Here is a 19,771-nt window from a genome sequence, read left to right as displayed (position 1 = left end):
GCAGGGCCCGGGGACTCACCGGTCCCGCGGTGCCCGGTACAGCTCCTCGATCCGGTCCCGGTAGTCGCGGGCGATCGCGCCCCGCTTGAGTTTCAGCGAGGGCGTCAGGTGCCCGCGCGCCTCCGTGAAGTCGCCCGGGAGGACGGCGAAGCGGCGGATCGACTCGGGGCGCGACACCAGCTGGTTGGCCTCGTCGACCGCCCGCTGGAGGTCCGCCAGCAGTTCCTCGTCCCGCACCAGCTCGTAGATCGGCACGCCCTGCTTCTTGTGCATCTGCCGCCAGTGCAGCAGCCCGTCCGGTTCCAGGGTGATCAGGGCGGTGACGTACGGCCGGTTGTCGCCGACCACCATGCACTGCCCGACCAGCGGGTGGGCCCGCAGCCAGTCCTCCAGCGGTGCGGGGGCCACGTTCTTGCCGCCGGAGGTGATGATCAGGTCCTTCTTGCGGCCGGTGATGGTGAGGTAGCCGTCGGCGTCGAGTTCGCCGATGTCGCCCGTCGCCAGCCAGCTGCCGGCGGGCAGGCCCTGCCCGCTGTTCCAGTACCCGGCGAAGACGTGGCGCCCGCCGAGCAGCACCTCGCCGTCGTCCGCGATCCGTACGCCCGTGCCCGGCAGCGGCCAGCCGACCGTGCCCAGCCTCGGCCGCTGCGGCGGGGTGACGGTGCTCGCGCCGGTCGTCTCCGTCAGCCCGTAGCCCTCGAAGATCTCGATCCCGGCGCCGGTGTAGAAGGCGGCGAGCCGCCGGCCCAGCGGGGAGCCGCCGCTCAGGATGTAGCGGACGCGGCCGCCGAGCGCGGCCCGGATCCGCCGGTAGACGAGCGGGTCGTACAGGGCGCGCGCGGCGCGCAGCACGAGGCCCGGGGCCTTGCCCTCGACCAGCTCCCCGAAGCGCTGCGCGATCCGCGCCGCCCGGTCGAACGACGACGCCCGGCCCATCTTCTCGGCGGTGGCACGGGCGGTGTTGTAGACCTTCTCCAGCACGTACGGGATGGCGAGGAGGAAGGTCGGCCGGAAGCCGGCGAGGTCGGCGAGGAGCTCCTCGGTGCTGATGCTGGGCGCGTGCCCGAGCTTCACCCGGGCCCGCATGCAGCCGACGGCGACCATCCGCCCGAAGACGTGGGACAGCGGCAGGAAGAGGAGGGTCGAGGCCGGGTCCTTGCTGACGGACTTGAAGACGGGGTGCAGCAGCTCCACCGCGTTGTCCACCTCGGCGAAGAAGTTGCCGTGCGTGATGACGCAGCCCTTGGGCTGCCCGGTCGTGCCCGACGTGTAGATCAGGGTCGCGACGGAGTCCGGCGTACGGGCGGCCCGGCGCCCGTGCACCACCGCGTCGGGCAGGTGCTCCCCGGCCTTGACCAGCCGGGCGATCGCGCCGGTGTCGAACTCCCACAGGTGCGCCAGCCACGGCAGGTTGGCCCGCTCGGCGCTGATGATCCGCGCCTGCGCGGTGTCCTCGACGGCGCAGGCCACGGCGCCGGAGTCGTGGATGATCCAGCGGGCCTGGAGGGCGGAGGAGGTCGGGTAGACGGGTACGGTGACCAGCCCGGCGGCCCATCCGGCGAAGTCGAGCAGGGTCCACTCGTAGGTCGTGCGGGCCATGATGGCGAGCCGGTCGCCCTCGCGCAGCCCTTCGGCGATGAGGCCCTTGGCCACGGCGAGCACCTCGGCGGCGAACTCGGCGGCCGTGACGTCCCGCCAGGTCCCGTCCCGGTCCTTGCGCGCGAGCACCGCCTCGCGGGGGGCCTCCCGGGCGTTGTCGAAGGGGATGTCCCCGAGCGAGCCCCGCTCCGCAACCGGCGCCAGCGCGGGCACCCGCACCTCGCGCACCACCCCGTCGACGACTGTCTTGACGGGCTCGACGGCTCTGACCAGCCTCAGCTCGGCTTCCACGGCGCACTCTCCTCGGTTCGGCACGAGCGTTACCGCCGGTAATCTACGGACCCGCACCGCCGCCGGACACCCCCCTGACCCCGTTCTTCACGGACGCTCCACGCCACGGCCGCACCGAGGGCCCCAGGGTCCGATCTTCACGCTGTGCCGCAGCGACCCGGATGACGCGAAGCACGCGGCGGCCACGGCCCGGTCGGCGGCGAACACGTGCCCCCGCCGCCCTAGAGGTAGTACGTGCCCGGGTCGGCGTTGAGCGCGAGGCCGGTCACCAGCAGCACGCCGATGCCGGTGATCCCGTTCCGGCGCCGCGCGGGATCGGCGCAGAGGACGACCAGCGCCGGGCCTACCGCCATGGCCCCGGCGGTCAGGGCCGTGGACCCGGGGAGCTCGCGCCGGGAGATGCCGGCGAGGACGACGATGGTGAAGAACTGGAGGGCCAGGGCGGCCGGCACCGTCGCCTTCAACGGCCGTACGTCGAACACCCGCAGGACCAGCAGGAGTACCGGCATGGCCAGGAACACCCAGAGACCGATCCCGGCGAGCGGGTAGAAGGTCACGCAGATCGAGGGGCTGTCCGCGCAGCTCCGCAGGTCCTCCTCCATGGCCCACAGCCACAAGGCCTTCGCCATCCAGCCCGTGACCGCGCCGGCGACCGCGGTCCCCGCCATCCCGTAGAGCTTGTTCATGCAGCAGAGGCTGGCACCCCGGCGGGCCCGGGTCCTGAGTACGGATACTCAGGCGCTCCGTGGTCGGACGGGCAGTCACGGCAGCGGCCCGGTGCGGGAGCGCGGAAGGCGCGTTCGCAGCCGTCGCAGTTCTGGAGCGGGTCGGGGCGGCGGACCGGCCGGGCCGCCGGGGCCGGGGGCAGGTGCGGCGGGAGCAGCGCGGTGAGGCGGTACGCGAGTACGGCGGCGGGGCTGTGCATGGGCTCGGGGAGGTTCGCGGCCAGGACCTGCCCGACGGCACCGGGGTCGGCCCCGCGTTCCAGCCAGGCCGATACGCCCGGCGCGAGCCGCCGTACGTCACGCTCGGCCAGCAGCAGCCGCGGGTCGTGCCGTCGCAGGCCGGCGAGCAGCGCGACGGCCCCGGGGTGCAGGTGCTGCGGCGCGGGCTCGGGCTCGGCGGCCTCCCGCGGCTCGGGCTGCGGCTCGGGCTGCGGCTCGGGTTGAGGCTCCGGTACGGGATCCCGGTCCGGCGGCGGCGGAGGCGGCATGCCGTCGGGGGCGACGGCCCCCGGCTTGTTGTACGAGTACGTCCGGGTCACCACCCGCCCGGCGTGCAACCGCTCGCGCCGCCGCTCCAGGTAGCCGTGGCGCTCCAGCTCCCGCAGGGCGGAACCGATCCGGATCTCCCCCTCCGGGAACCGCTCGGTGAGCGCCTTGATGCCGACCGGGGCCCCGTCGGGCAGCGACTGGATGTACGCCGCGACCCCGATCGCCGTCGCCGACAGCTCGCGGTGCTGGAGGAGGTGGTTGCCGACCACGGTGTAGTGACTCGTGTGCCGGGTGTTGACGTGAATGACACCGGATCGGGGGGTCCCGGAGCGAACACGGGACGACTCGCGCGAAGCCGCGCTAGGGTACTCAAGAGCCATGGGGAAGGTTTCGGCTTCCTGCTTGGTCAGGCCCTCGACCGGGATTGCAGTCCCGCCGGGGGCCGTCTCATGTCTGCGGTTGTCGGGGCGAGCATATGCCCGCCAACCAGTCCGGAATCCAGCCCAGTTGGCACGATTCACCCGACCGAGCGACGCGGGCCGGTGGGGTTGGGTCGGTTGGTTCTTTCCCCCGGTTCTTTGGCTTCTTATGCGTCTAAGCACGCCGGATCGCGGAGCCCCGCGACGCGGCGGCGAAGGACACCTCCGCCCACACCACCTTGCAGGGAACCGGCCCTTCCCTCACGCCCCAACGGTCCGCGAGCGCTTCGACCAGCACGAGCCCCCGGCCCGCTTCACGGATCTCCGGGATCCGGTCCCCCCGGGCGTCCGTCACCTCGATGCGCAGCACGTCAGGGGCGACGGTGAGAGCCAGCCTGAAATCGCGCCCGGGCACACGCCCGTGAGTGACGGCGTTCGCGGCGAGCTCGGCGATGATCTGGCCGGGCTCCACCAAGGGAAGCCCCCAGGAACGGAGTTGTTCGATGGCGAGCATGCGTCCGAGACGTGCACCACGCGGAGTCGCGGAGAGCTGGACGTGGAAGTCGACGAGTTGAGGAATCACGTCACTCAGCGTGGCCGTCCGTGCGTACCGTGAGAAGCGACGCCGCCCGTACGTCCCGCGTTTGTCCGGGGCTTGTCCGGTGCTGTCCTGCCTGTCCGGACCAGGTGACGGGCACGGAGCGTTGAGGAATTTCGGTGCGGCGGAGGTGGGCGCGCATGAGCGTGGACAGTGACGGTACGGAAGACGCCGGCTGGGACGTCGACCCCGAGGACGAACAGGGCGTGGCGGTACTGGCCGCGCTCGGCCGCCAGCTCAAGGTGTGGCGCGAGGAGGCGGGCATGCGGGCCGCCGACTTCGGCACGGCGGTCGGATACGGGGAGGACCTGGTCCGCAAGGTCGAGGCGGGCAAGCGGATCCCCCGCCCCGAGTACCTGGACAGGGCGGACGAGGTACTGCGCGCGGGCGGGAAGATCGCCGCGATGAGGGCGGACATGGAGCAGGTCCGCTATCCGAAGAAGGTCCGGGAACTCGCGAAGATGGAGGCCACGGCAGTCGAGATCGGGGCGTACCGCATCCACGGGATACACGGTGTCTTGCAGACGGAGGAGTACGCCAGGGCGCTCTTCGAGATGCGTCAGCCTGCCTACACCCAGGACGAGGTGGAGCGGTACGTGGCCGCGCGCATGACCCGGCGAGCACTCTTCGACCGTACTCCGGCTCCGTCGCTCAGCATCGTCCAGGAAGAGGCGAGCCTGCGCCGCCGCATCGGAGGCACAATGGTTTGGCGTCGACAGCTCGAACGTCTGCTGGAGGTGAGCCGGTTGCGACATGTGGCTCTCCAGGTGATGCCGACCGACCGCGAGGTCCATGCCGGTATGGACGGCGGGATCGAAGTGCTGAAGTTCGGGGACGGTAGCGCGGTGGGCCGCTCGGAAGGCGCCTTCGGCGGGCGCCCGGTCTCCGACCCGAGGCAGCTCCGGATCCTTGAGCTGCGCTATGGCATGATCCGGGCCCAAGCGCTCACGCCCCTGGAGTCGCGGGGCTTCATCGAGGAACTGCTGGGAGAGACATGATCGACTACCCCGAGCTGCACTGGTTCAAGAGCAGCTACAGCGATGGCAGCGAAGGCGACTCCTGCGTCGAGGTGGCCACCACCCCCGCCACCATCCACGTCCGCGACTCCAAGGACACCCGCCTCCCCCACCTCGCCTTCACCCCCCGCGCCTGGACGGGATTCGTCTCGCACGCCTGACCCCCGTGTTACACAATGACCCGTGCCACGGCGGGGAGTTGATGTACGGACCCGGGGGGACCATGCGTACGGGAGAGCACTTCTCCGGGCGGTACCGGCTGGACGCCCGGCTCGGGCACGGCGGCATCGGCGAGGTGTGGCGGGCGTACGACGTCGAGCTCGGCCGGCCGGTCGCGGTGAAGGTGCTGCTGGAGTTCGACACGACGGACGAGCTGCTGCGGCGGTTCCGCCGCGAGGCGGCCATCGGGGCGCGGCTCCAGCATCCGGGGATCACGGTCGTCCACGACATCGGGCAGCACGAGAACCGGCTGTTCATCGTGATGGAGCTGCTGGAGGGCGAGGACCTCGCCCACTCGCTGAGCCGGTCCCCGAACGGTCTGCCGGTGACCGAGGCCATCGGAATGGCGTTGCAGGCCACGGAGGCGCTGGCCGCCGCGCACGCCCAGAAGGTGGTGCACCGCGATCTCAAGCCCGCCAACCTCTTCCTGCTGACCGACGGCCGCCTGAAGATCTGCGACTTCGGCATCGCCCGTACCGCGGACGCCACCAGCGGGCTGACGGTCACCGGCCGGCCGTTCGGCACTCCGTCCTACATGGCTCCCGAGCAGTGGCGCGGCGAGCACGTCGACGCGCGGTGCGATCTGTACGCCCTGGGGTGCGTGCTGCACGCCCTGCTGACCGGCGCCCCGCCCTTCCCCGTCACCGCTCAGCCCTGGGTACTGATGCGCCGGCATCTGGACGAGACACCGGCGGACCTGCGCACCGTACGGGCGGACGTGTCGGCCGATCTCGCGGAACTGGTCGCTTCGCTGCTGGCCAAGGACCCGGCCGAGCGACCGGACGCGCCCACCACCGCCGAGCGCCTGCGCGCGATCCGCAACCCGGCCCCCGCCGCCCCCGGCCTGCACGCCGCCCCCACCGAGCCCGCGCTGCCGCCCCGCCGCGAACCGGCACCGCCGCGCACCCCAGGTCGCGGCCCGCGCCGCCGCAGCGTCGTCCTCGGCGGCCTTGCCGCACTGGCGGCGGCGTCGGGAGGGACGTACGCGGCGCTGAGCCTCACCGACGGGGGCGACGGCTCCCGCGCGTGGCGCGTTCTCACCGGCCACACCGGAGTCGTGTGGTCGGTGGCCATCAGCCGCGACGGCAAGACCCTCGTCAGCGGCAGCGGCGACAACACCATCCGGCTCTGGGACATCGCCTCCGGCATCAGCGACCATCCCCTCTCCAGCCACACCGGGAGCGTGCGGTCGGTGGCGTTCGGTCCCGACGGCGAGACCTTCGCCAGCGGTAGCGCCGACAAGACCATCCAGTTGTGGAGCCGGAACTCCCGCACCGCGACGGTCAGCCTCAACGGCCACACCAACACCGTGGTTTCGGTGGCGTTCAGCCCGGACGGCAAGACCCTCGCCAGCGCCGGCTGGGACAACGCCGTCAGGTTGTGGGACATCACCTCCTCCTCCAGCCAAACCCTCACCAGCGAGACCGACACCCCCCGTTCGGTGGCATTCGGCCCGGACGGCAGGTTGGTCGCCAGCTGCGGCGCCGACAACGATGTGCGGCTCTGGGACATGACCTCCAGCACCAGCGCCGTCAGCCTCCGCGGCCACACCCGAAGCTTGGAGGCGGTGGCGTTCAGCCCCGACGGCAAGACCCTCGCCAGCGGCAGCCGCGACACCACCATCCGGCTCTGGGACATCACCCGACGCACGAGCATCTACACCTTCACCGGCCACGTCAGCGACGTGACGTCGGTGGCGTTCAGCCCGGACGGCAAGACCCTCGCCAGCGGAGGCAGCGAGCACACCATCCGACTCTGGGACATCAACTCCCGCACCAGCACAGCCACCCTCACCGGCCACACCGGTGAGGTGACCTCGGTGGCGTTCAGCCCGGACGGCAAGACCCTCGCCAGCGGAAGCAACGACTCCACCATCCGGCTCTGGAAGCTCTCCTGACGTCAGAGGTGCCGTTTTCCCCGTATTAGCATGCACATGATCCATCATTTCCGGGTCAAGTCAGGGGGAACCACGTGTCGTTCGATACCGAATGGGCTCAGCACAAAGCTGTCGCCCTGGCCGGGCCGCAGTCGCCCGCGATGCGGCGGGGCCAGGTCGCGCCCGAGACGGGCGGCAGCCCGGCGGGCAGCCTGCTGGCCGGGGCCCGGTCCATCAACGGCAACGCCAACCTCCTCATCGAGATCGCCGCGCTCCTGCACGAGGGCCGCCCGGACGGCGACGCGAGCACGATGGCCCGCGCGCCCCGCGCGCACGAGGACGTCTCGAAGGAAGCCCTCCACTTCGCCCGGTTCGCCGACGACCAGTTCAAGGACACGATCGCCCTGTTCGCCGGCCTCGCCACCCGCCTCAAGACCACCGGCACCGGCTTCGCCCACGTGGACGACGACACTGCCCGGTCCTTCCTCTCCAACCTCCTCGACTCGGGGCAGTACGTACCGCCGGAGTGCAAATGAGCGGGCTCAGCCACCGCAATGACGTCGCGTTCCTGGAGGAGTGCAACCCGGCCCTCGTCGAGCGCAACGCCGCCGAGTTCCGCCGGCTGCGCGACCTCCTCGTCCAGGTCGAGGAACCCGCCCGGCGGGCGGAGACCCGTACGCAATGGCAGAGCGACGGCAGCCACACGTACACCCGACGCCTCGGCGAGGCCCGCCAGTTGGTGACGCACATGGCCGAGGGCTACGACAAGGCGGCGAGCGCCCTGAACGCCTACGCCGCGGCCCTCACCACCGCCAAGTCCCACTACCGCAACGGCAAGCTCTCGGAGCGGGCGCTCGCCGCGCTGATCGGTACGAAGGGCACCGCGATCACCAAGGTCGCGCAGGAGGCCGAGCCGATGCGGCAGTGGGAGGACATGCGGGCGACGACCGGGGTCTTCGACTGGCTGGCCGAGGCCACGATGGACGTGGACGACATCCGGGACGAGGCGAACCGGCTCCACGACGCCGCGGGCGGCAGCTTCCACCTGGCGAAGACCACCGAGCAGGAGGCCCGCAGCACCTGCGTGCACGCGCTGAAGCAGGCGTACGAGTTGCTGCCCGACTTCCAGGTCAAGGGCGGCGGGAAGCGGCCCGACCTGTACGCCGCGATGGCGGACATCCGCCGGGAGGCGGCGGAGGCCCGCACCAGCCCGCTGACCCACCTGCCGGGCAGCGGCCCGAAGCGGGAGATGGCGGGGCCGCTCGGGAACGCCGAGATGTCACCGGAGCTGCGCGACATCCGGATGCGGATCGCGGGGCTGCCCGAGGTCGACGACAGCTACTGGAACCCGCCGGAGGGCGACAAGGAGAAGGCGGCCTGGATCTCCCAGAAGAAGGAGATCCTCCGGGCGGCCGCCCAGCACGCGGGACTGCCCGAGGAACTGGTCGCGGGCATCGCCTGGAAGGAGATCGCCGGCCAGCCCGGAATCGTCGACGACGGCATCGACACGATCCGGCAGTGGGCGGGCTCCCCCCTGAGTCCCATCACCCCCGAGAACCTCTTCAGCCGGGCGGGCGGAACGCCCGACGAGACCTCCTTCGGCCCGATCGCCATCCAGCTCCGGCGCGGCGCCGAGGTGCTCGGCTACGATCCGGCGCACCTCACCGGCGATCAGCGGGCCCTGGTGGAGGAGTCGCTCCAGGACCCGAGGCAGAATGCCTTCATCGCCGCGGGGTTCCTCGCCCAGATCAAGGCCGAGGCGGGCTACGGCGACGTCCCCGCCGACCAGCTGACCGATGCCCAGATGCGGGAGATCGCCGCCCGCTACAACGGCGGCCCGTACTGGCAGTCGGACAAGGCCCGGTCCTACGGCGACGACTTCGGCGACAGCCTCGGCAAGGTGAAGGACGCGATGCGATGACGTACCGCCGCTGGTGGATCGGCGTACCCCTCGCGCTCCTCCACCTGCTGAACACCGCCGTCGTCTATTTGGCCGTGGCCTACGGTCCGGCGGGCGTGTGGGACGAGCAGGGGTACGCCGGGACCGAACTGGAATGCCTGCTCGCCCTCTTCCTGAGCGTGAGCGCGGTCCTGATCACCCTCGTCCCGCCCGTCCGCCGGGCGTTGGGCCTGTGGTGGCTCGCCCCGCCGTTCGTCCTGGGAGGGATCGCATGGGTCCGTATCGCGACGCTCGGATGAGACTTCCCCGCGAGAACATCGACCTGCCCGAGGACCAGGGGTGCCTGCGCTGGGTGCTCGGGATCCCGCTCGCCCTCGTCTACCTCCCCGCGGTGCACCTCTGCTTCCTCGCCCTGATCGCGCGGCCGGCGCCCCGCGACGACCTCGCTCGCGAGGACATCCGCTTCATGGCCGACATGTCGGTCGTGCTGTGTCTCCTGGGACTGCTGATCACCATCACCCCCGTGTTCCGGCGGACCATGGGCCGTTGGTGGTACGCGCTGCCGTTCCTGCTGGCGACGGTCGCGTACGCCCGCGGGCACATGACGTGAGGGCTCGGGATACCGGAAGACGCCACAGCCCCCGCCCGGACGGGGGCGGAGGCTGCGGCGAGTGCGGGACGGGTCGGGCGGCCGGGGATCAGGCGGCCACGGCCACCGGCTCCCGCGTGGCGGCGGGCTCGTCCAGCGGGGAGGCCGAGGCGGTCGCGTAGGCCTCCTTGTCCAGGATTCCCTCGCGGGCCGACACGATGACCGGGACCACGGCCTGGCCGGCCACGTTGGTGGCGGTGCGCACCATGTCCAGGATCGGGTCGATCGCCATCAGCAGGCCGACACCCGCCAGCGGCAGGCCCAGCGTGGAGAGGGTCAGGGTCAGCATGACCGTCGCGCCGGTCAGACCGGCCGTCGCGGCCGAGCCGATGACCGAGACGAAGACGATGAGCAGGTACTCCTTGATGCCCAGCTGCACGTCGAAGATCTGCGCGATGAAGATCGCGGCGAGCGCCGGGTAGATCGCGGCGCAGCCGTCCATCTTGGTGGTGGCGCCGAACGGGACGGCGAAGGAGGCGTACTCCTTCGGGACGCCGAGGCGCTCGGTGACCTTCTGGGTGACCGGCATGGTGCCGACCGAGGAGCGGGAGACGAAGGCCAGCTGGATGGCCGGCCAGGCGCCCTTGAAGAACTGCAGCGGGCTGACCTTGGCGACGGTGGCGAGCAGCAGCGGGTAGACGCCGAACATCACGAGGGCGCAGCCGATGTAGATGTCGGCGGTGAAGGTCGCGTACTTGCCGATGAGGTCCCAGCCGTACGTGGCGATCGCGGTGCCGATCAGGCCGATGGTGCCGATCGGGGCGAGGCGGATGACCCACCACAGGGCCTTCTGGAGGAGCTCCAGGGCGGACTCGGCGAGGTCGAGGACCGGCTTGGCCTTGCCGCCCAGCTGGAGGGCGGCGATACCGGCGACGACGGCCAGGAAGACGATCTGGAGGACCTTGAGCTCGGTGAACGGCGTGACGATGTCCGTCGGCACGATCCCGGTCAGGAAGTCGATCCAGGAGCCGGTCTTCTTCGGCTCCTTGCCGTCGGCGGCGGTGAGGCCGGTGCCCGCGCCCGGGTCGGTCAGCAGGCCGAGAGCGATGCCGATGCCGACCGCGATCAGCGAGGTGATCATGAACCAGAGCAGCGTGCGGGAGGCGAGCCGCGCGGCGTTGTTCACCTTCCGCAGGTTGGTGATGGACACCAGGATGGCGAAGAAGACGAGCGGGGCGATGGCCAGCTTCAGCAGCTGGACGAAGATGTCGCCGACCTTCTCCAGCGTGGTGCCGAGCCAGCTGACGTCCTGGCTGCGGGCTATCCAGCCGAAGAGGACGCCCAGGGCCAGACCGGCGACGATCTGGGCCCAGAAGGGGAACTTGAAGGAGGCCTTGACGGGGGCCTGGGGGGTCGCGGACACGGACACTCTCCGGAGATGGCGCACGAAGACAGGGGGAAGTTCTGCGGTGGTGACGCGGTGCGGCAGCCGCCTGGGGTCACCTCCCGGGCGGAGCCTGGGGGAGAAGGGCCGGCCGGGACCGCCAGGACCGCTGCTGGATCGATTCAGCTCAACAGCAACAGGCCGCGGACACACGGCGGCAGAGGTCGACGTGCAGGCGCGACACGAGCGGGACGCTCGCGGTCATCGGGTGCGCAGCTGTGGTCGACATGTTGAACACGCTAACACTTCTGCTTTGAGAATCTCAAAGGCGTTCTTTGAGGCAGGGGCGCACGAGGCTCACGGGATCCCCTCCGCCCGGCGCCGCACCGCCCCGGAAAAACCGAACGCCCCAGCGTTACGGGCGGTATTCCCGTTGCTGGGGCGGTTCGGTGTGTGATGAACCCAACTGCGCTGTTTACGAGTTCACGCGCGCCGCGTCGTCGGCCAGGTCCTCCTGGCTGCGGTTCGCGGCGAGCTTCTGCTTCGCATCCGCGACGCGGCCGGAGATCTGCTCGGACATCTGGTCCCGCTGCTTGCGCAGGAGGACGAAGGAGAGCGGGGCGGACAGCACGAGGGCGAGCAGCACGACCCAGGCAAAGTTCGCGTCCCCGAGCCCGGCGGGCACCCAGCCGAGGCGGACCAGGCCCGCGACGACGACGAGGCATCCGACGAAGATGCCCAGACGCATCGCGGTGTAGCGGATCGTTGCGCTCGGCTTGAGGGACACGGTGACCCCTTCTCTCTCGTCGTGGTCGTTCGGCGGCACGTGCCCGTCCAGTGAAGCACGCCGGGCCCCCGCCCCGGCCCGCTGGGGTCAGTGCAGCGGCAGCAGCATCGTGATGTCGTCGCGGTCGTCGCCCGGGGCCACCCGGATGGCGTCGGGGACGCGGCCGACCTCCTTGTAGCCGCAGGAGGCGTAGAAGTGCTCCAGGCCGTGGCCTCCGCGGGCGCCGAGGCGGATCGCCTCGATGCCCTCGATCGAGCGTGCCGCGTCCTCCACCGCGGCCATCAGTTCGCGTCCGCGACCCTCGCCCTGGTGGCGCGGGTGGACCATCACCGTGTACGCCCACAGCCAGTGGAGCTGGAGGCGGTGCGTGTTGTGGGTGAGGAAGGCGGTGGCGGCGACCCGACCCTCCTCGTCGTGCCCGACGATCAGCCGGCTGCCTCCGTCGGCGACGGCGGCGAGCTGCCGGATCAGCGCCGGGCGGATGTCGTCGGCGGTGACGGGGGGCACGAAGCCCACCGCGCCGCCCGCGTTGGACACGTCCGTCCACAGGTTGAGGATTCCCGCGTGCAGGGCGGGGCCGACGACCGGATCCAGGGTGAATGTAATAGCCACAGCCTGATGTTATCTATTACACCCATACGGGTCCAGCACCGACGAAGCCCCGATCCGGCCGGATCGGGGCTTCGTTGTTCCGTGGCAGCGCGCGCGAGGTCAGACGCGCATCGCCTGCGGCGTCTCGCGCAGACCCGCGTCCGGGCCGGGGTACTCGCGGATGATCTCGTAGCGCGTGTTGCGCTCGACCGGCCGGAAGCCCGCCTCGCGGATCAGCTCCAGCAGGTCCTCGCGGCCCAGCTTGTTCGGGGTGCCGTAGTTGTCCGCGTCGTGCGTGATCTTGTACTCGACGACCGAGCCGTCCATGTCGTCCGCGCCGTGCTGCAGCGCGAGCTGGGCGGTCTGCACGCCGTGCATCACCCAGAAGACCTTGACGTGCGGCACGTTGTCGAAGAGGAGACGGGACACCGCGAAGGTCTTCAGGGCCTCCGCGCCCGTCGCCATCGTCGTCCGCGCCTGCAGCTTGTTGCGTACCTTGCCGTCCTTCATGTCCACGAAGTCGTGCTGGTAGCGCAGCGGGATGAAGACCTGGAAGCCGCCGGTCTCGTCCTGGAGCTCACGCAGCCGCAGCACGTGGTCCACGCGGTGGCGCGGCTCCTCGATGTGCCCGTACAGCATCGTCGAGGGGGTCTTGAGGCCCTTCGAGTGCGCGAGCCGGTGGATGCGCGACCAGTCTTCCCAGTGGGTGCGGTGGTCGACGATGTGCTGCCGGACCTCCCAGTCGAAGATCTCCGCGCCGCCGCCGGTGAGCGACTCCAGGCCGGCCTCGATCAGCTCGTCCAGGATGTCGGAGGCCGACATCCCGGAGATCGTCTCGAAGTGGTGGATCTCGGTCGCCGTGAACGCCTTCAGCGAGACGTTCGGCAGCGCCTTCTTCAGCTCGGAGAGCGAGCGCGGGTAGTAGCGCCACGGCAGGTTCGGGTGCAGGCCGTTGACGATGTGCAGCTCGGTGAGGTTGTCGTTCTCCATGGCCTTGGCCAGGCGCACGGCCTCCTCGATGCGCATCGTGTACGCGTCCTTCTCGCCCGGCTTGCGCTGGAACGAGCAGTACGCGCACGACGCGGTGCACACGTTCGTCATGTTGAGGTGGCGGTTGACGTTGAAGTGCACGACGTCGCCGTTCTTGCGCGTCCGCACCTCGTGGGCGAGGCCACCGAGCCAGGCCAGGTCGTCCGACTCGTAGAGGGCGATGCCGTCCTCACGGGTCAGCCGCTCGCCGGAGCGGACCTTCTCCTCCAGCTCGCGCTTGAGCCCTACATCTTTGATAGATGCAGTCATCAGCCGGCCGCCTCCTCTAGATACCTGTCCTGCAACCCGACCAACCGTACTCTCAGCCTTCCTCGGGCAGTTCCCCGACCCGGTTCTCCCACTTGGTGGAGAGCACGATGGTGGTACGGGTCCGCGAGACGCCCTTGGTGCCGGAGAGCTTGCGGATGATCTTCTCCAGGCCGTCCACGTCGCTGGCGCGCACCTTCAGCATGAAGGAGTCGTCACCTGCGATGAACCAGCAGTCCTCGATCTCCGCGAGGTCGCGCAGCCGCCGGGCCACGTCCTCGTGGTCCGCGGCGTCGGAGAGGGAGATGCCGATCAGCGCCGTGACGCCGAGGCCGAGCTCGGCCGCGGCCACCGTCGCGCGGTAGCCGGTGATGACGCCGGCCGTCTCCAGCCGGTTGATGCGGTCGGTGACGCTGGGGCCGGAGAGGCCCACGAGACGGCCCAGCTCCGCGTACGAGGCACGACCGTTCTCGCGAAGTGCCTGGATGAGCTGCCTGTCCACCGTGTCCATTACGTGGAGCCTTCCATTATTCGGCGATCCTGCAAGTTTAGGTATAGAATCTAAGGCACACAGGGTCAACGCCCTGTGAATCTTTCAACAGATCAATGACGATCTTCAGGAGTGGTTCACCGTGTACACGATCGAGATGGCCTACGCACACATGCGACAGCTCCAGGAGCTGGCCAACCGATCCCGTGCCCACCAGCCCGCCGCCGCCCACCGCGTCGACAAGACCCGTAAGCCGGGCCGGACCAAGAAGGCCTAACCCCGAGGGCGAGTACCACCGATCTCCCCCTCCCAACGGCGGTACAGCCGGTGCGGCACCCCTGCCGCGTCCAGCACCCGCCCCGCGACGAAGTCCACCAGGTCCTGGATGTGCGTCGCGCCCGCGTAGAACGCCGGAGAGGCGGGCAGCACGATCGCGCCCGCCTCGTCCAGCGCCACCAGATGCTTCAGCGTCTGCCCGTTCAGCGGGGTCTCCCGCACCGCGACCACCAGCCGGCGCCGCTCCTTGAGCGTCACGCTCGCGACGCGCTGGAGCAGGTCCTTCGACAGCCCGAGCGCCACCCCCGCCACGCAGGCCGTGGACGCGGGGACGATGAGCATCCCCTTGACGGGGTACGAGCCCGAGCTCGGGCCGGCCGCCAGGTCCCCGGCGCCCCAATACCGGACATCGCCCTCGAAGGGCGGGAAGGTCCCCGGCTTGCCGTCGGCGCCGTACGTCAGCCACTGCGTCAGATCGTCGCGCCAGTGCGCGTCGCGGAAGGCGATCCCGGTCTCGTCCAGCAGGGTGAGGCGCGAGGCCCGGCTGACCACCAGGTCGACACTTTCCCCCGCCGCGAGCAGCCCGCGGAGCACCGCCGCCGCGTACGGCGTCCCGGACGCCCCGGAAACCCCGACCACCCACGGGGTGCGCTTGCGCTCAGTCATACCTCCGAGACTATCCGGCCACCACGGGCGGGCACTCGCTATGGTGGCCGGACGTTCCAGGGGGTGGGACGCACGACGAGGGGAACGACCGTGAGCACGGCTCAGGACACCTGGACACAGACCGACCGCGTGAAGGCCGCGGCCAAGCTGATGCTCGGCTGGGTGGCCCTGCTGTGGGTGATCGAGGTCATCGATCTCGCCACCGGGCACGCGCTGGACCCGTACGGGATCACCCCTCGCGATGCCGACGGACTCGGCGGCATCCTCACCGCCCCGTTCCTGCACTTCGGCTTCGCGCACGTGGCGGCCAACAGCGTCCCGCTACTGATCTTCGGCTTCGTCGCCGCCCTCGGCGGCATACGCCACTTCCTGGCCGTCAGCGCCCTCGTCATCCTCGGGGACGGGATCGGCACCTGGCTGATATCCCCCTCGCACACCAACACCGCCGGCGCCTCGGGCCTGGTGTTCGGCCTCTTCGGCTACCTCGTGGTCCGCGGCTTCGTCGAGCGGAAGGGGCTCGGCATCGCGGTGGGAGTGGTGATCGCCGCGATCTGGGGCGGCTCCTTCTTCCTCGGCATCCTGCCGACGGAGACCGCGGTCAGCTGGCAGGGCCACCTCTGCGGCCTCGTCGCGGGCGTGCTGACGGCCCTGTTCTTCCGCCGCCCCGCGGCCCGGGGCCGGGACCGGTTGGCCGCGGCCTAGAAGGTCAGGCCCCGGGCCACCAGGTCCATCAGGGCGCACGCGAACAGGGCGATGCCGATGAAGCCGTTGACCGTGAAGAACGCGCGGTTCAGGCGGGACAGGTCGTGCGGCTTCACGATGGTGTGCTCGTAGCAGAAGGCACAGGCGACGATCACCAGGCCCGACCAGAACAGCACCCCCGCGTCCGTGGCGAGGCCGTACCAGACCAGCAGGGCCGTGGTCACGACGTGCGCACCGCGAGCCCCCCAGAGGGCGGCCGGGACGCCGAAGCGGGCCGGCACGGACTTGACGCCCTCCGCGCGGTCCGCGGCCACGTCCTGGGAGCCGAAGATCAGGTCGAAGCCGCCGATCCACACGCCCACCGCGAGCCCCAGGATCACCGCGTCCCAGGACCACTCGCCGGTGACCGCGAGCCAGGCCCCTACCGGGCCGATCGCCTGGGCCAGGCCCAGGATGGCGTGCGGGAAGTCCGTGAACCGCTTGCCGTACGGGTACACCACCATCGGGACCACCGCGACGGGCGCCAGCGCCAGGCAGAGCGGGTTCAGCAGCGCCGCCGAGCCGAGGAAGACGGCGAGCGCGATCCCGGCCCCGGTCCAGGCGGAGCGGACGGAGACCGCGCCGGTGACCAGCTCGCGGCCGGCCGTACGCGGGTTCCGGGCGTCGATCTCGCGGTCGATGATCCGGTTGGCGGCCATCGCGAAGGTCCGCAGGCCCACCATGCAGACGGTGACGAGCAGCAGCTTGCCCCAGTGCACGTTCCGGTCGAGCTGGAACATGGCGGTGAGCGCGGCGATGTAGGCGAAGGGCAGCGCGAAGACCGAGTGCTCGATCATCACGAGCCGCAGGAAGGCCTTGACCTTGCCGGTGGCCTCCGGCGCGGGGCCGGATCCGATGACTCCGTCGGCGGTGGTCATCATGCGAGGCTCCTGCGGAAGGCTTCCAGGTCGGTCAGCAGGGTGGCGGTGGGGACCGGGGGGATCTCCACGGGCAGGACGTCCGCCTCCTCGGGCTCCGGCGGGGTCACCTGGGCCGAGAAGGCGTAGCCGTCACCCACCGGGCGGGCGTCGAGGCCGAGCACGGCTCCGGCCTCGACCGTGAAGGGCTCGCCGGACCCGAGCGCGGTCACCAGCTGCTCCGAGAAGTGCTCGGCTTCGGCGTCGCGCAGTCCGGGCAGCTCGAAGCCGCCGCCCCCGCCGTCCTCCTGCTCCCACATCACGGCCCAGACGTCGCCCGGGCCCGCGAACTCCTCGGGCGTCACGCCCGCCTGTTCGGCGGCCAGCCGGACACCCGGGTCGGCGGGGTCGATCTGCGGGCGCACGAGGGCCACGTACGCGGTGTCGGTGCCGATGACGAGCTCCGGGCCGCTCACTGCGATCGGGCTCACAGGCCGTACTCCTTCCAGCGTCGGTCCACCAGGGCGGCGGTCGCCGGGTCGCACTCGACCATGTCGGGCCAGCCGCCGTCGCGGGTGTAGCCCTCCTCGGGCAGCTTCTTCGTCGCGTCGATCCCCGCCTTGCCGCCCCAGAACTGCTGGTACGAGGCGTGGTCGAGGTGGTCCACCGGCCCCTCCACGACGGTCAGGTCGCGGGAGTAGTCGGTGTTGCCCAGCGCCCGCCAGGACACCTCGTGCAGGTCGTGGACGTCGCAGTCGGCGTCCACCACGATGATCAGCTTGGTCAGCGACATCATGTGCGCGCCCCAGATGGCGTGCATGACCTTCTGCGCGTGCTTCGGGTACTTCTTGTCGATCGAGACGATCGCGCAGTTGTGGAAGCCGCCCGACTCGGGCAGGTGGTAGTCCACGATGTCCGGCACGATGATCTTGAGCAGCGGGAGGAAGAAACGCTCCGTCGCGCGGCCCAGCGGCCCGTCCTCGGTCGGCGGGCGGCCGACGACGATCGACTGGAGCAGCGGACGCTTGCGCATCGTCACGCAGTCGATCTTCAGCGCGGGGAACGGTTCCTGCGGGGTGTAGAAGCCGGTGTGGTCACCGAACGGCCCCTCCGGGAGCGTCTCCCCGGGCTCCAGCCAGCCCTCGATCACGACCTCCGCGTTGGCCGGGACCTGGAGCGGCACGGTCTTGCAGTCGACCATCTCGATCCGCTTGCCCGCGACGAAGCCGGCGAACAGGTACTCGTCGATGTCGCCGGGCAGCGGCGCGGTCGACGCGTACGTGACCGCGGGCGGGCAGCCGAAGGCGATCGCGACGGGCAGCCGCTCACCGCGCTTGGCGGCGACCGCGTAGTGGTTGCGGCTGTCCTTGTGGATCTGCCAGTGCATGCCGATGGTGCGCTTGTCGTGGCGCTGGAGGCGGTAGAGGCCGAGGTTGCGTACGCCGGTCTCGGGGTGCTTGGTGTGGGTGAGGCCGAGGTTGAAGAAGGAACCGCCGTCCTTGGGCCAGGTGAAGAGGGCCGGAAGCTGGTCCAGGTCCACGTCGTCGCCGGTGAGGACGACCTCCTGGACGGGCGCGGCGTCGCCCTTCACCTTCTTCGGCGGCACGTGCACCATCGAGCCGAGCTTGCCGAAGGCCTCGCGCACACCGATGAAGCCCTGCGGCAGCTCCGGCTTCAGCAGCCCGCCGATCTTCTCGCTGATCTCGCCGTACGACTTCAGGCCGAGGGCCTTCAGCAGCCGGCGGTCGGTACCGAAGACGTTCATGGCCAGCGGCATCGCCGAGCCCTTGACGTTCTCGAAGAGGAGGGCCGGGCCCCCCGCCTTGTTCACTCTGTCGACGATCTCCCCGACCTCCAGGTACGGGTCCACTTCGGCCTTGATGCGCTTGAGGTCGCCCTCCCGCTCCAGAGCCCGGAGCAGCGAGCGGAGATCGTCGTAAGCCATAGGGGCAAGTATCCGTCACCAACTACTCTGGAAGCGTCACCGGGGCCCGTTGTGGGCCCGCCGCCACTGCCCGGGAGTCGGTCCCACACCGTGCTGCGCTATCTGCCGTTCCTGCTGATCCTCGCGCTGACCATCTACACCTTCATCGACTGCCTGAACACGCCGGAGGAAGAGGTCAAGCACCTGCCCAAGGTGGTCTGGGTGATCATCATCCTGCTCTTCTCCATCGTCGGGCCCGTGGTGTGGCTGGCCGCGGGGAAGAAGCGGGCCGCGGTCGGCGGCGGCCGGGCGCGCCGGGCGCAGTGGGTCGCGCCCGACGACAACCCGGAGTTCCTGAAGTCCCTGCGCGACGAGCAGGAGAAGAACAAGGACACGGGCAAGGACAAGGACTAGAAGGACCCATACGAGAACCGGGCGCGCTGCCGGCCCTGCGGCCGGTGTGGTGAGTGAGTGCGTGGGCGGGCGCGCGGCCTACGCCCTGGCCAGGGACGCGTAGTCCTCGCGCAGCTCGTCCCGGCGGGCGCCCGTCCAGGTGATCCAGTCCACCGGCCGCCCGGCCAGCGCGGACTCCAGCAGTTCGAAGTGCTCGTGCCAGACCGCCAGCCGGTCCAGGGCGTCCAGCGAGTCCGCGCGCCCGGCCGCGTCCGGCCCGGCCGGCTCGGTCACGCTCCGCTCGGTCACGAACCGGATCACCGTCGAGTCCGTCCCCACCGCCTCCAGGTGGAAGCGGATCCGCTCGTTCCCGCCCAGCGTGTACTCCACGACCCGCTCGACGTCCCAGGCCGTGACGCGGCCGGTGTCCAGCGTCGGGCTGCCCAGCCGGTGCAGCGTGACCGCCCCGCCGAGCCTGCGCTCCAGGACCTCCGCCTCGGCCAGCCAGCCGCGCAGCCCGTCCCGCGTGGTCAGGGCGGGCCACAGCTCCTCGTACGCGTACGGGAGGTGCAGCTCGAAGCGGATCCGCGGACGGCCGTCGCCGGGGCTCTCGCTGGTGCCATGGCTCACAGGAGGCATGACACC

24 protein-coding genes are annotated in these 19,771 nt (G+C 70.6%); 10 read left to right on the top strand and 14 right to left on the bottom strand.

All coding sequences use genetic code 11. The annotated features are described in order from the left end of the window. Positions 1-15 precede the first annotated feature (15 nt). The 4 genes from ACGFYQ_RS22875 to ACGFYQ_RS22860 all read right to left on the bottom strand — a co-directional run bounded on the left by ACGFYQ_RS22875 (position 16) and on the right by ACGFYQ_RS22860 (position 4,037). Entirely contained in the window at positions 16-1,890 is a 1,875-nt protein-coding gene (locus tag ACGFYQ_RS22875; RefSeq protein ID WP_393746696.1) for an AMP-dependent synthetase/ligase, read from the bottom strand. A gap of 221 nt (positions 1,891-2,111) precedes the next feature. After that, positions 2,112-2,576, bottom strand: coding sequence for a hypothetical protein (locus ACGFYQ_RS22870; protein WP_393746694.1), 465 nt, complete (start codon positions 2,574-2,576; stop codon positions 2,112-2,114). After that, on the bottom strand, positions 2,573-3,484 hold the full coding sequence (locus tag ACGFYQ_RS22865) for a helix-turn-helix domain-containing protein (RefSeq protein ID WP_393746692.1): 912 nt from the start codon (positions 3,482-3,484) through the stop codon (positions 2,573-2,575). Before ACGFYQ_RS22865 ends, ACGFYQ_RS22870 begins: the two co-directional genes overlap by 4 nt. A 214-nt stretch (positions 3,485-3,698) precedes the next feature. After that, a complete protein-coding gene (locus tag ACGFYQ_RS22860; RefSeq protein WP_393747127.1) occupies positions 3,699-4,037 on the bottom strand; it encodes an ATP-binding protein in 339 nt (112 codons plus the stop codon). 224 nt (positions 4,038-4,261) lie between these two features. Here ACGFYQ_RS22860 and ACGFYQ_RS22855 point away from each other — a divergent pair, with 224 nt between their 5' ends. The 7 genes from ACGFYQ_RS22855 to ACGFYQ_RS22825 all read left to right on the top strand — a co-directional run bounded on the left by ACGFYQ_RS22855 (position 4,262) and on the right by ACGFYQ_RS22825 (position 9,742). Continuing rightward, entirely contained in the window at positions 4,262-5,119 is an 858-nt protein-coding gene (locus ACGFYQ_RS22855) for a helix-turn-helix domain-containing protein (protein ID WP_393746690.1), read from the top strand. Then, complete coding sequence (locus ACGFYQ_RS22850) at positions 5,116-5,298, top strand: DUF397 domain-containing protein (protein ID WP_393746688.1); 183 nt, start codon at positions 5,116-5,118, stop codon at positions 5,296-5,298. The genes ACGFYQ_RS22855 and ACGFYQ_RS22850 overlap by 4 nt, the downstream gene beginning before the upstream one ends. Positions 5,299-5,360: 62 nt before the next feature. Continuing rightward, positions 5,361-7,253 carry a WD40 repeat domain-containing serine/threonine protein kinase gene (locus ACGFYQ_RS22845; RefSeq protein ID WP_393746686.1) on the top strand — a complete coding sequence of 631 codons (1,893 nt, stop codon included), beginning with the start codon at positions 5,361-5,363 and terminating at the stop codon, positions 7,251-7,253. A 74-nt stretch (positions 7,254-7,327) separates the two neighbouring features. Beyond that, positions 7,328-7,768, top strand: a complete 441-nt coding sequence (locus ACGFYQ_RS22840; protein WP_393746684.1) for a hypothetical protein — start codon at positions 7,328-7,330, stop codon at positions 7,766-7,768. Further along, positions 7,765-9,153: a hypothetical protein gene (locus ACGFYQ_RS22835; RefSeq protein ID WP_393746682.1), complete on the top strand. Its 1,389-nt coding sequence runs from the start codon at positions 7,765-7,767 to the stop codon at positions 9,151-9,153. The genes ACGFYQ_RS22840 and ACGFYQ_RS22835 overlap by 4 nt, the downstream gene beginning before the upstream one ends. Further along, a complete protein-coding gene (locus ACGFYQ_RS22830) occupies positions 9,150-9,431 on the top strand; it encodes a hypothetical protein (protein ID WP_393746680.1) in 282 nt (93 codons plus the stop codon). The genes ACGFYQ_RS22835 and ACGFYQ_RS22830 overlap by 4 nt, the downstream gene beginning before the upstream one ends. Further along, the gene (locus ACGFYQ_RS22825) at positions 9,428-9,742 is read left to right on the top strand and encodes a hypothetical protein (RefSeq protein WP_393746678.1); all 315 of its coding nucleotides are present in this window, start codon (positions 9,428-9,430) and stop codon (positions 9,740-9,742) included. Before ACGFYQ_RS22830 ends, ACGFYQ_RS22825 begins: the two co-directional genes overlap by 4 nt. 88 nt (positions 9,743-9,830) lie before the next feature. Here the strand turns inward: ACGFYQ_RS22825 and ACGFYQ_RS22820 are convergent, their stop codons facing one another. From ACGFYQ_RS22820 to ACGFYQ_RS22800, 5 genes are all read right to left on the bottom strand, one after another. Next, positions 9,831-11,150, bottom strand: a complete 1,320-nt coding sequence (locus tag ACGFYQ_RS22820; protein ID WP_393746676.1) for a dicarboxylate/amino acid:cation symporter — start codon at positions 11,148-11,150, stop codon at positions 9,831-9,833. Between the two features lie 430 nt (positions 11,151-11,580). After that, a complete protein-coding gene (locus tag ACGFYQ_RS22815; protein ID WP_393747125.1) occupies positions 11,581-11,853 on the bottom strand; it encodes a DUF4229 domain-containing protein in 273 nt (90 codons plus the stop codon). 126 nt (positions 11,854-11,979) lie between these two features. Beyond that, positions 11,980-12,504: a GNAT family N-acetyltransferase gene (locus ACGFYQ_RS22810; protein ID WP_393746674.1), complete on the bottom strand. Its 525-nt coding sequence runs from the start codon at positions 12,502-12,504 to the stop codon at positions 11,980-11,982. A 99-nt stretch (positions 12,505-12,603) separates the two neighbouring features. Beyond that, a complete protein-coding gene (mqnE, locus tag ACGFYQ_RS22805) occupies positions 12,604-13,782 on the bottom strand; it encodes an aminofutalosine synthase MqnE (RefSeq protein ID WP_393746672.1) in 1,179 nt (392 codons plus the stop codon). A gap of 52 nt (positions 13,783-13,834) precedes the next feature. Then, the gene (locus ACGFYQ_RS22800; RefSeq protein WP_031145086.1) at positions 13,835-14,290 is read right to left on the bottom strand and encodes an Lrp/AsnC family transcriptional regulator; all 456 of its coding nucleotides are present in this window, start codon (positions 14,288-14,290) and stop codon (positions 13,835-13,837) included. A gap of 121 nt (positions 14,291-14,411) precedes the next feature. Between ACGFYQ_RS22800 and ACGFYQ_RS22795 the strand changes: the two genes are divergently transcribed. Further along, positions 14,412-14,546 (top strand): hypothetical protein, encoded by a 135-nt coding sequence (locus ACGFYQ_RS22795; RefSeq protein ID WP_388564679.1) that lies wholly within the window; start codon positions 14,412-14,414, stop codon positions 14,544-14,546. Here the strand turns inward: ACGFYQ_RS22795 and ACGFYQ_RS22790 are convergent. After that, positions 14,543-15,211 carry a UbiX family flavin prenyltransferase gene (locus ACGFYQ_RS22790; protein ID WP_393746670.1) on the bottom strand — a complete coding sequence of 223 codons (669 nt, stop codon included), beginning with the start codon at positions 15,209-15,211 and terminating at the stop codon, positions 14,543-14,545. The two genes, ACGFYQ_RS22795 and ACGFYQ_RS22790, sit on opposite strands and share 4 nt — an antisense overlap. A 90-nt stretch (positions 15,212-15,301) precedes the next feature. Here ACGFYQ_RS22790 and ACGFYQ_RS22785 point away from each other — a divergent pair, with 90 nt between their 5' ends. Then, complete coding sequence (locus tag ACGFYQ_RS22785) at positions 15,302-15,913, top strand: rhomboid family intramembrane serine protease (protein WP_393746668.1); 612 nt, start codon at positions 15,302-15,304, stop codon at positions 15,911-15,913. Here ACGFYQ_RS22785 and mqnP read toward each other — a convergent pair. The 3 genes from mqnP to ACGFYQ_RS22770 are packed head-to-tail and all read right to left on the bottom strand — an operon-like array spanning position 15,910 to position 18,754. Then, positions 15,910-16,830, bottom strand: coding sequence for a menaquinone biosynthesis prenyltransferase MqnP (gene mqnP, locus ACGFYQ_RS22780; protein WP_393747123.1), 921 nt, complete (start codon positions 16,828-16,830; stop codon positions 15,910-15,912). The genes ACGFYQ_RS22785 and mqnP overlap by 4 nt on opposite strands. Beyond that, the gene (locus ACGFYQ_RS22775; protein WP_393746666.1) at positions 16,830-17,300 is read right to left on the bottom strand and encodes a hypothetical protein; all 471 of its coding nucleotides are present in this window, start codon (positions 17,298-17,300) and stop codon (positions 16,830-16,832) included. The genes mqnP and ACGFYQ_RS22775 overlap by 1 nt, the downstream gene beginning before the upstream one ends. Further along, positions 17,297-18,754: a menaquinone biosynthesis decarboxylase gene (locus ACGFYQ_RS22770; protein WP_393746664.1), complete on the bottom strand. Its 1,458-nt coding sequence runs from the start codon at positions 18,752-18,754 to the stop codon at positions 17,297-17,299. The genes ACGFYQ_RS22775 and ACGFYQ_RS22770 overlap by 4 nt, the downstream gene beginning before the upstream one ends. A 90-nt stretch (positions 18,755-18,844) precedes the next feature. On the opposite strand from ACGFYQ_RS22770, the gene ACGFYQ_RS22765 reads away from it, so the two are divergent. Continuing rightward, positions 18,845-19,147 (top strand): PLD nuclease N-terminal domain-containing protein, encoded by a 303-nt coding sequence (locus ACGFYQ_RS22765; RefSeq protein WP_393746662.1) that lies wholly within the window; start codon positions 18,845-18,847, stop codon positions 19,145-19,147. A gap of 78 nt (positions 19,148-19,225) precedes the next feature. Here the strand turns inward: ACGFYQ_RS22765 and ACGFYQ_RS22760 are convergent, their stop codons facing one another. Further along, positions 19,226-19,765 carry a hypothetical protein gene (locus ACGFYQ_RS22760; protein ID WP_393746660.1) on the bottom strand — a complete coding sequence of 180 codons (540 nt, stop codon included), beginning with the start codon at positions 19,763-19,765 and terminating at the stop codon, positions 19,226-19,228. Positions 19,766-19,771 lie beyond the last annotated feature (6 nt).

Origin of the sequence: Streptomyces sp. NPDC048258 (assembly GCF_043201995.1) — a bacterium.
Classification (GTDB): domain Bacteria; phylum Actinomycetota; class Actinomycetes; order Streptomycetales; family Streptomycetaceae; genus Streptomyces.
This window is presented reverse-complemented; position numbering and strand designations above follow the sequence as displayed.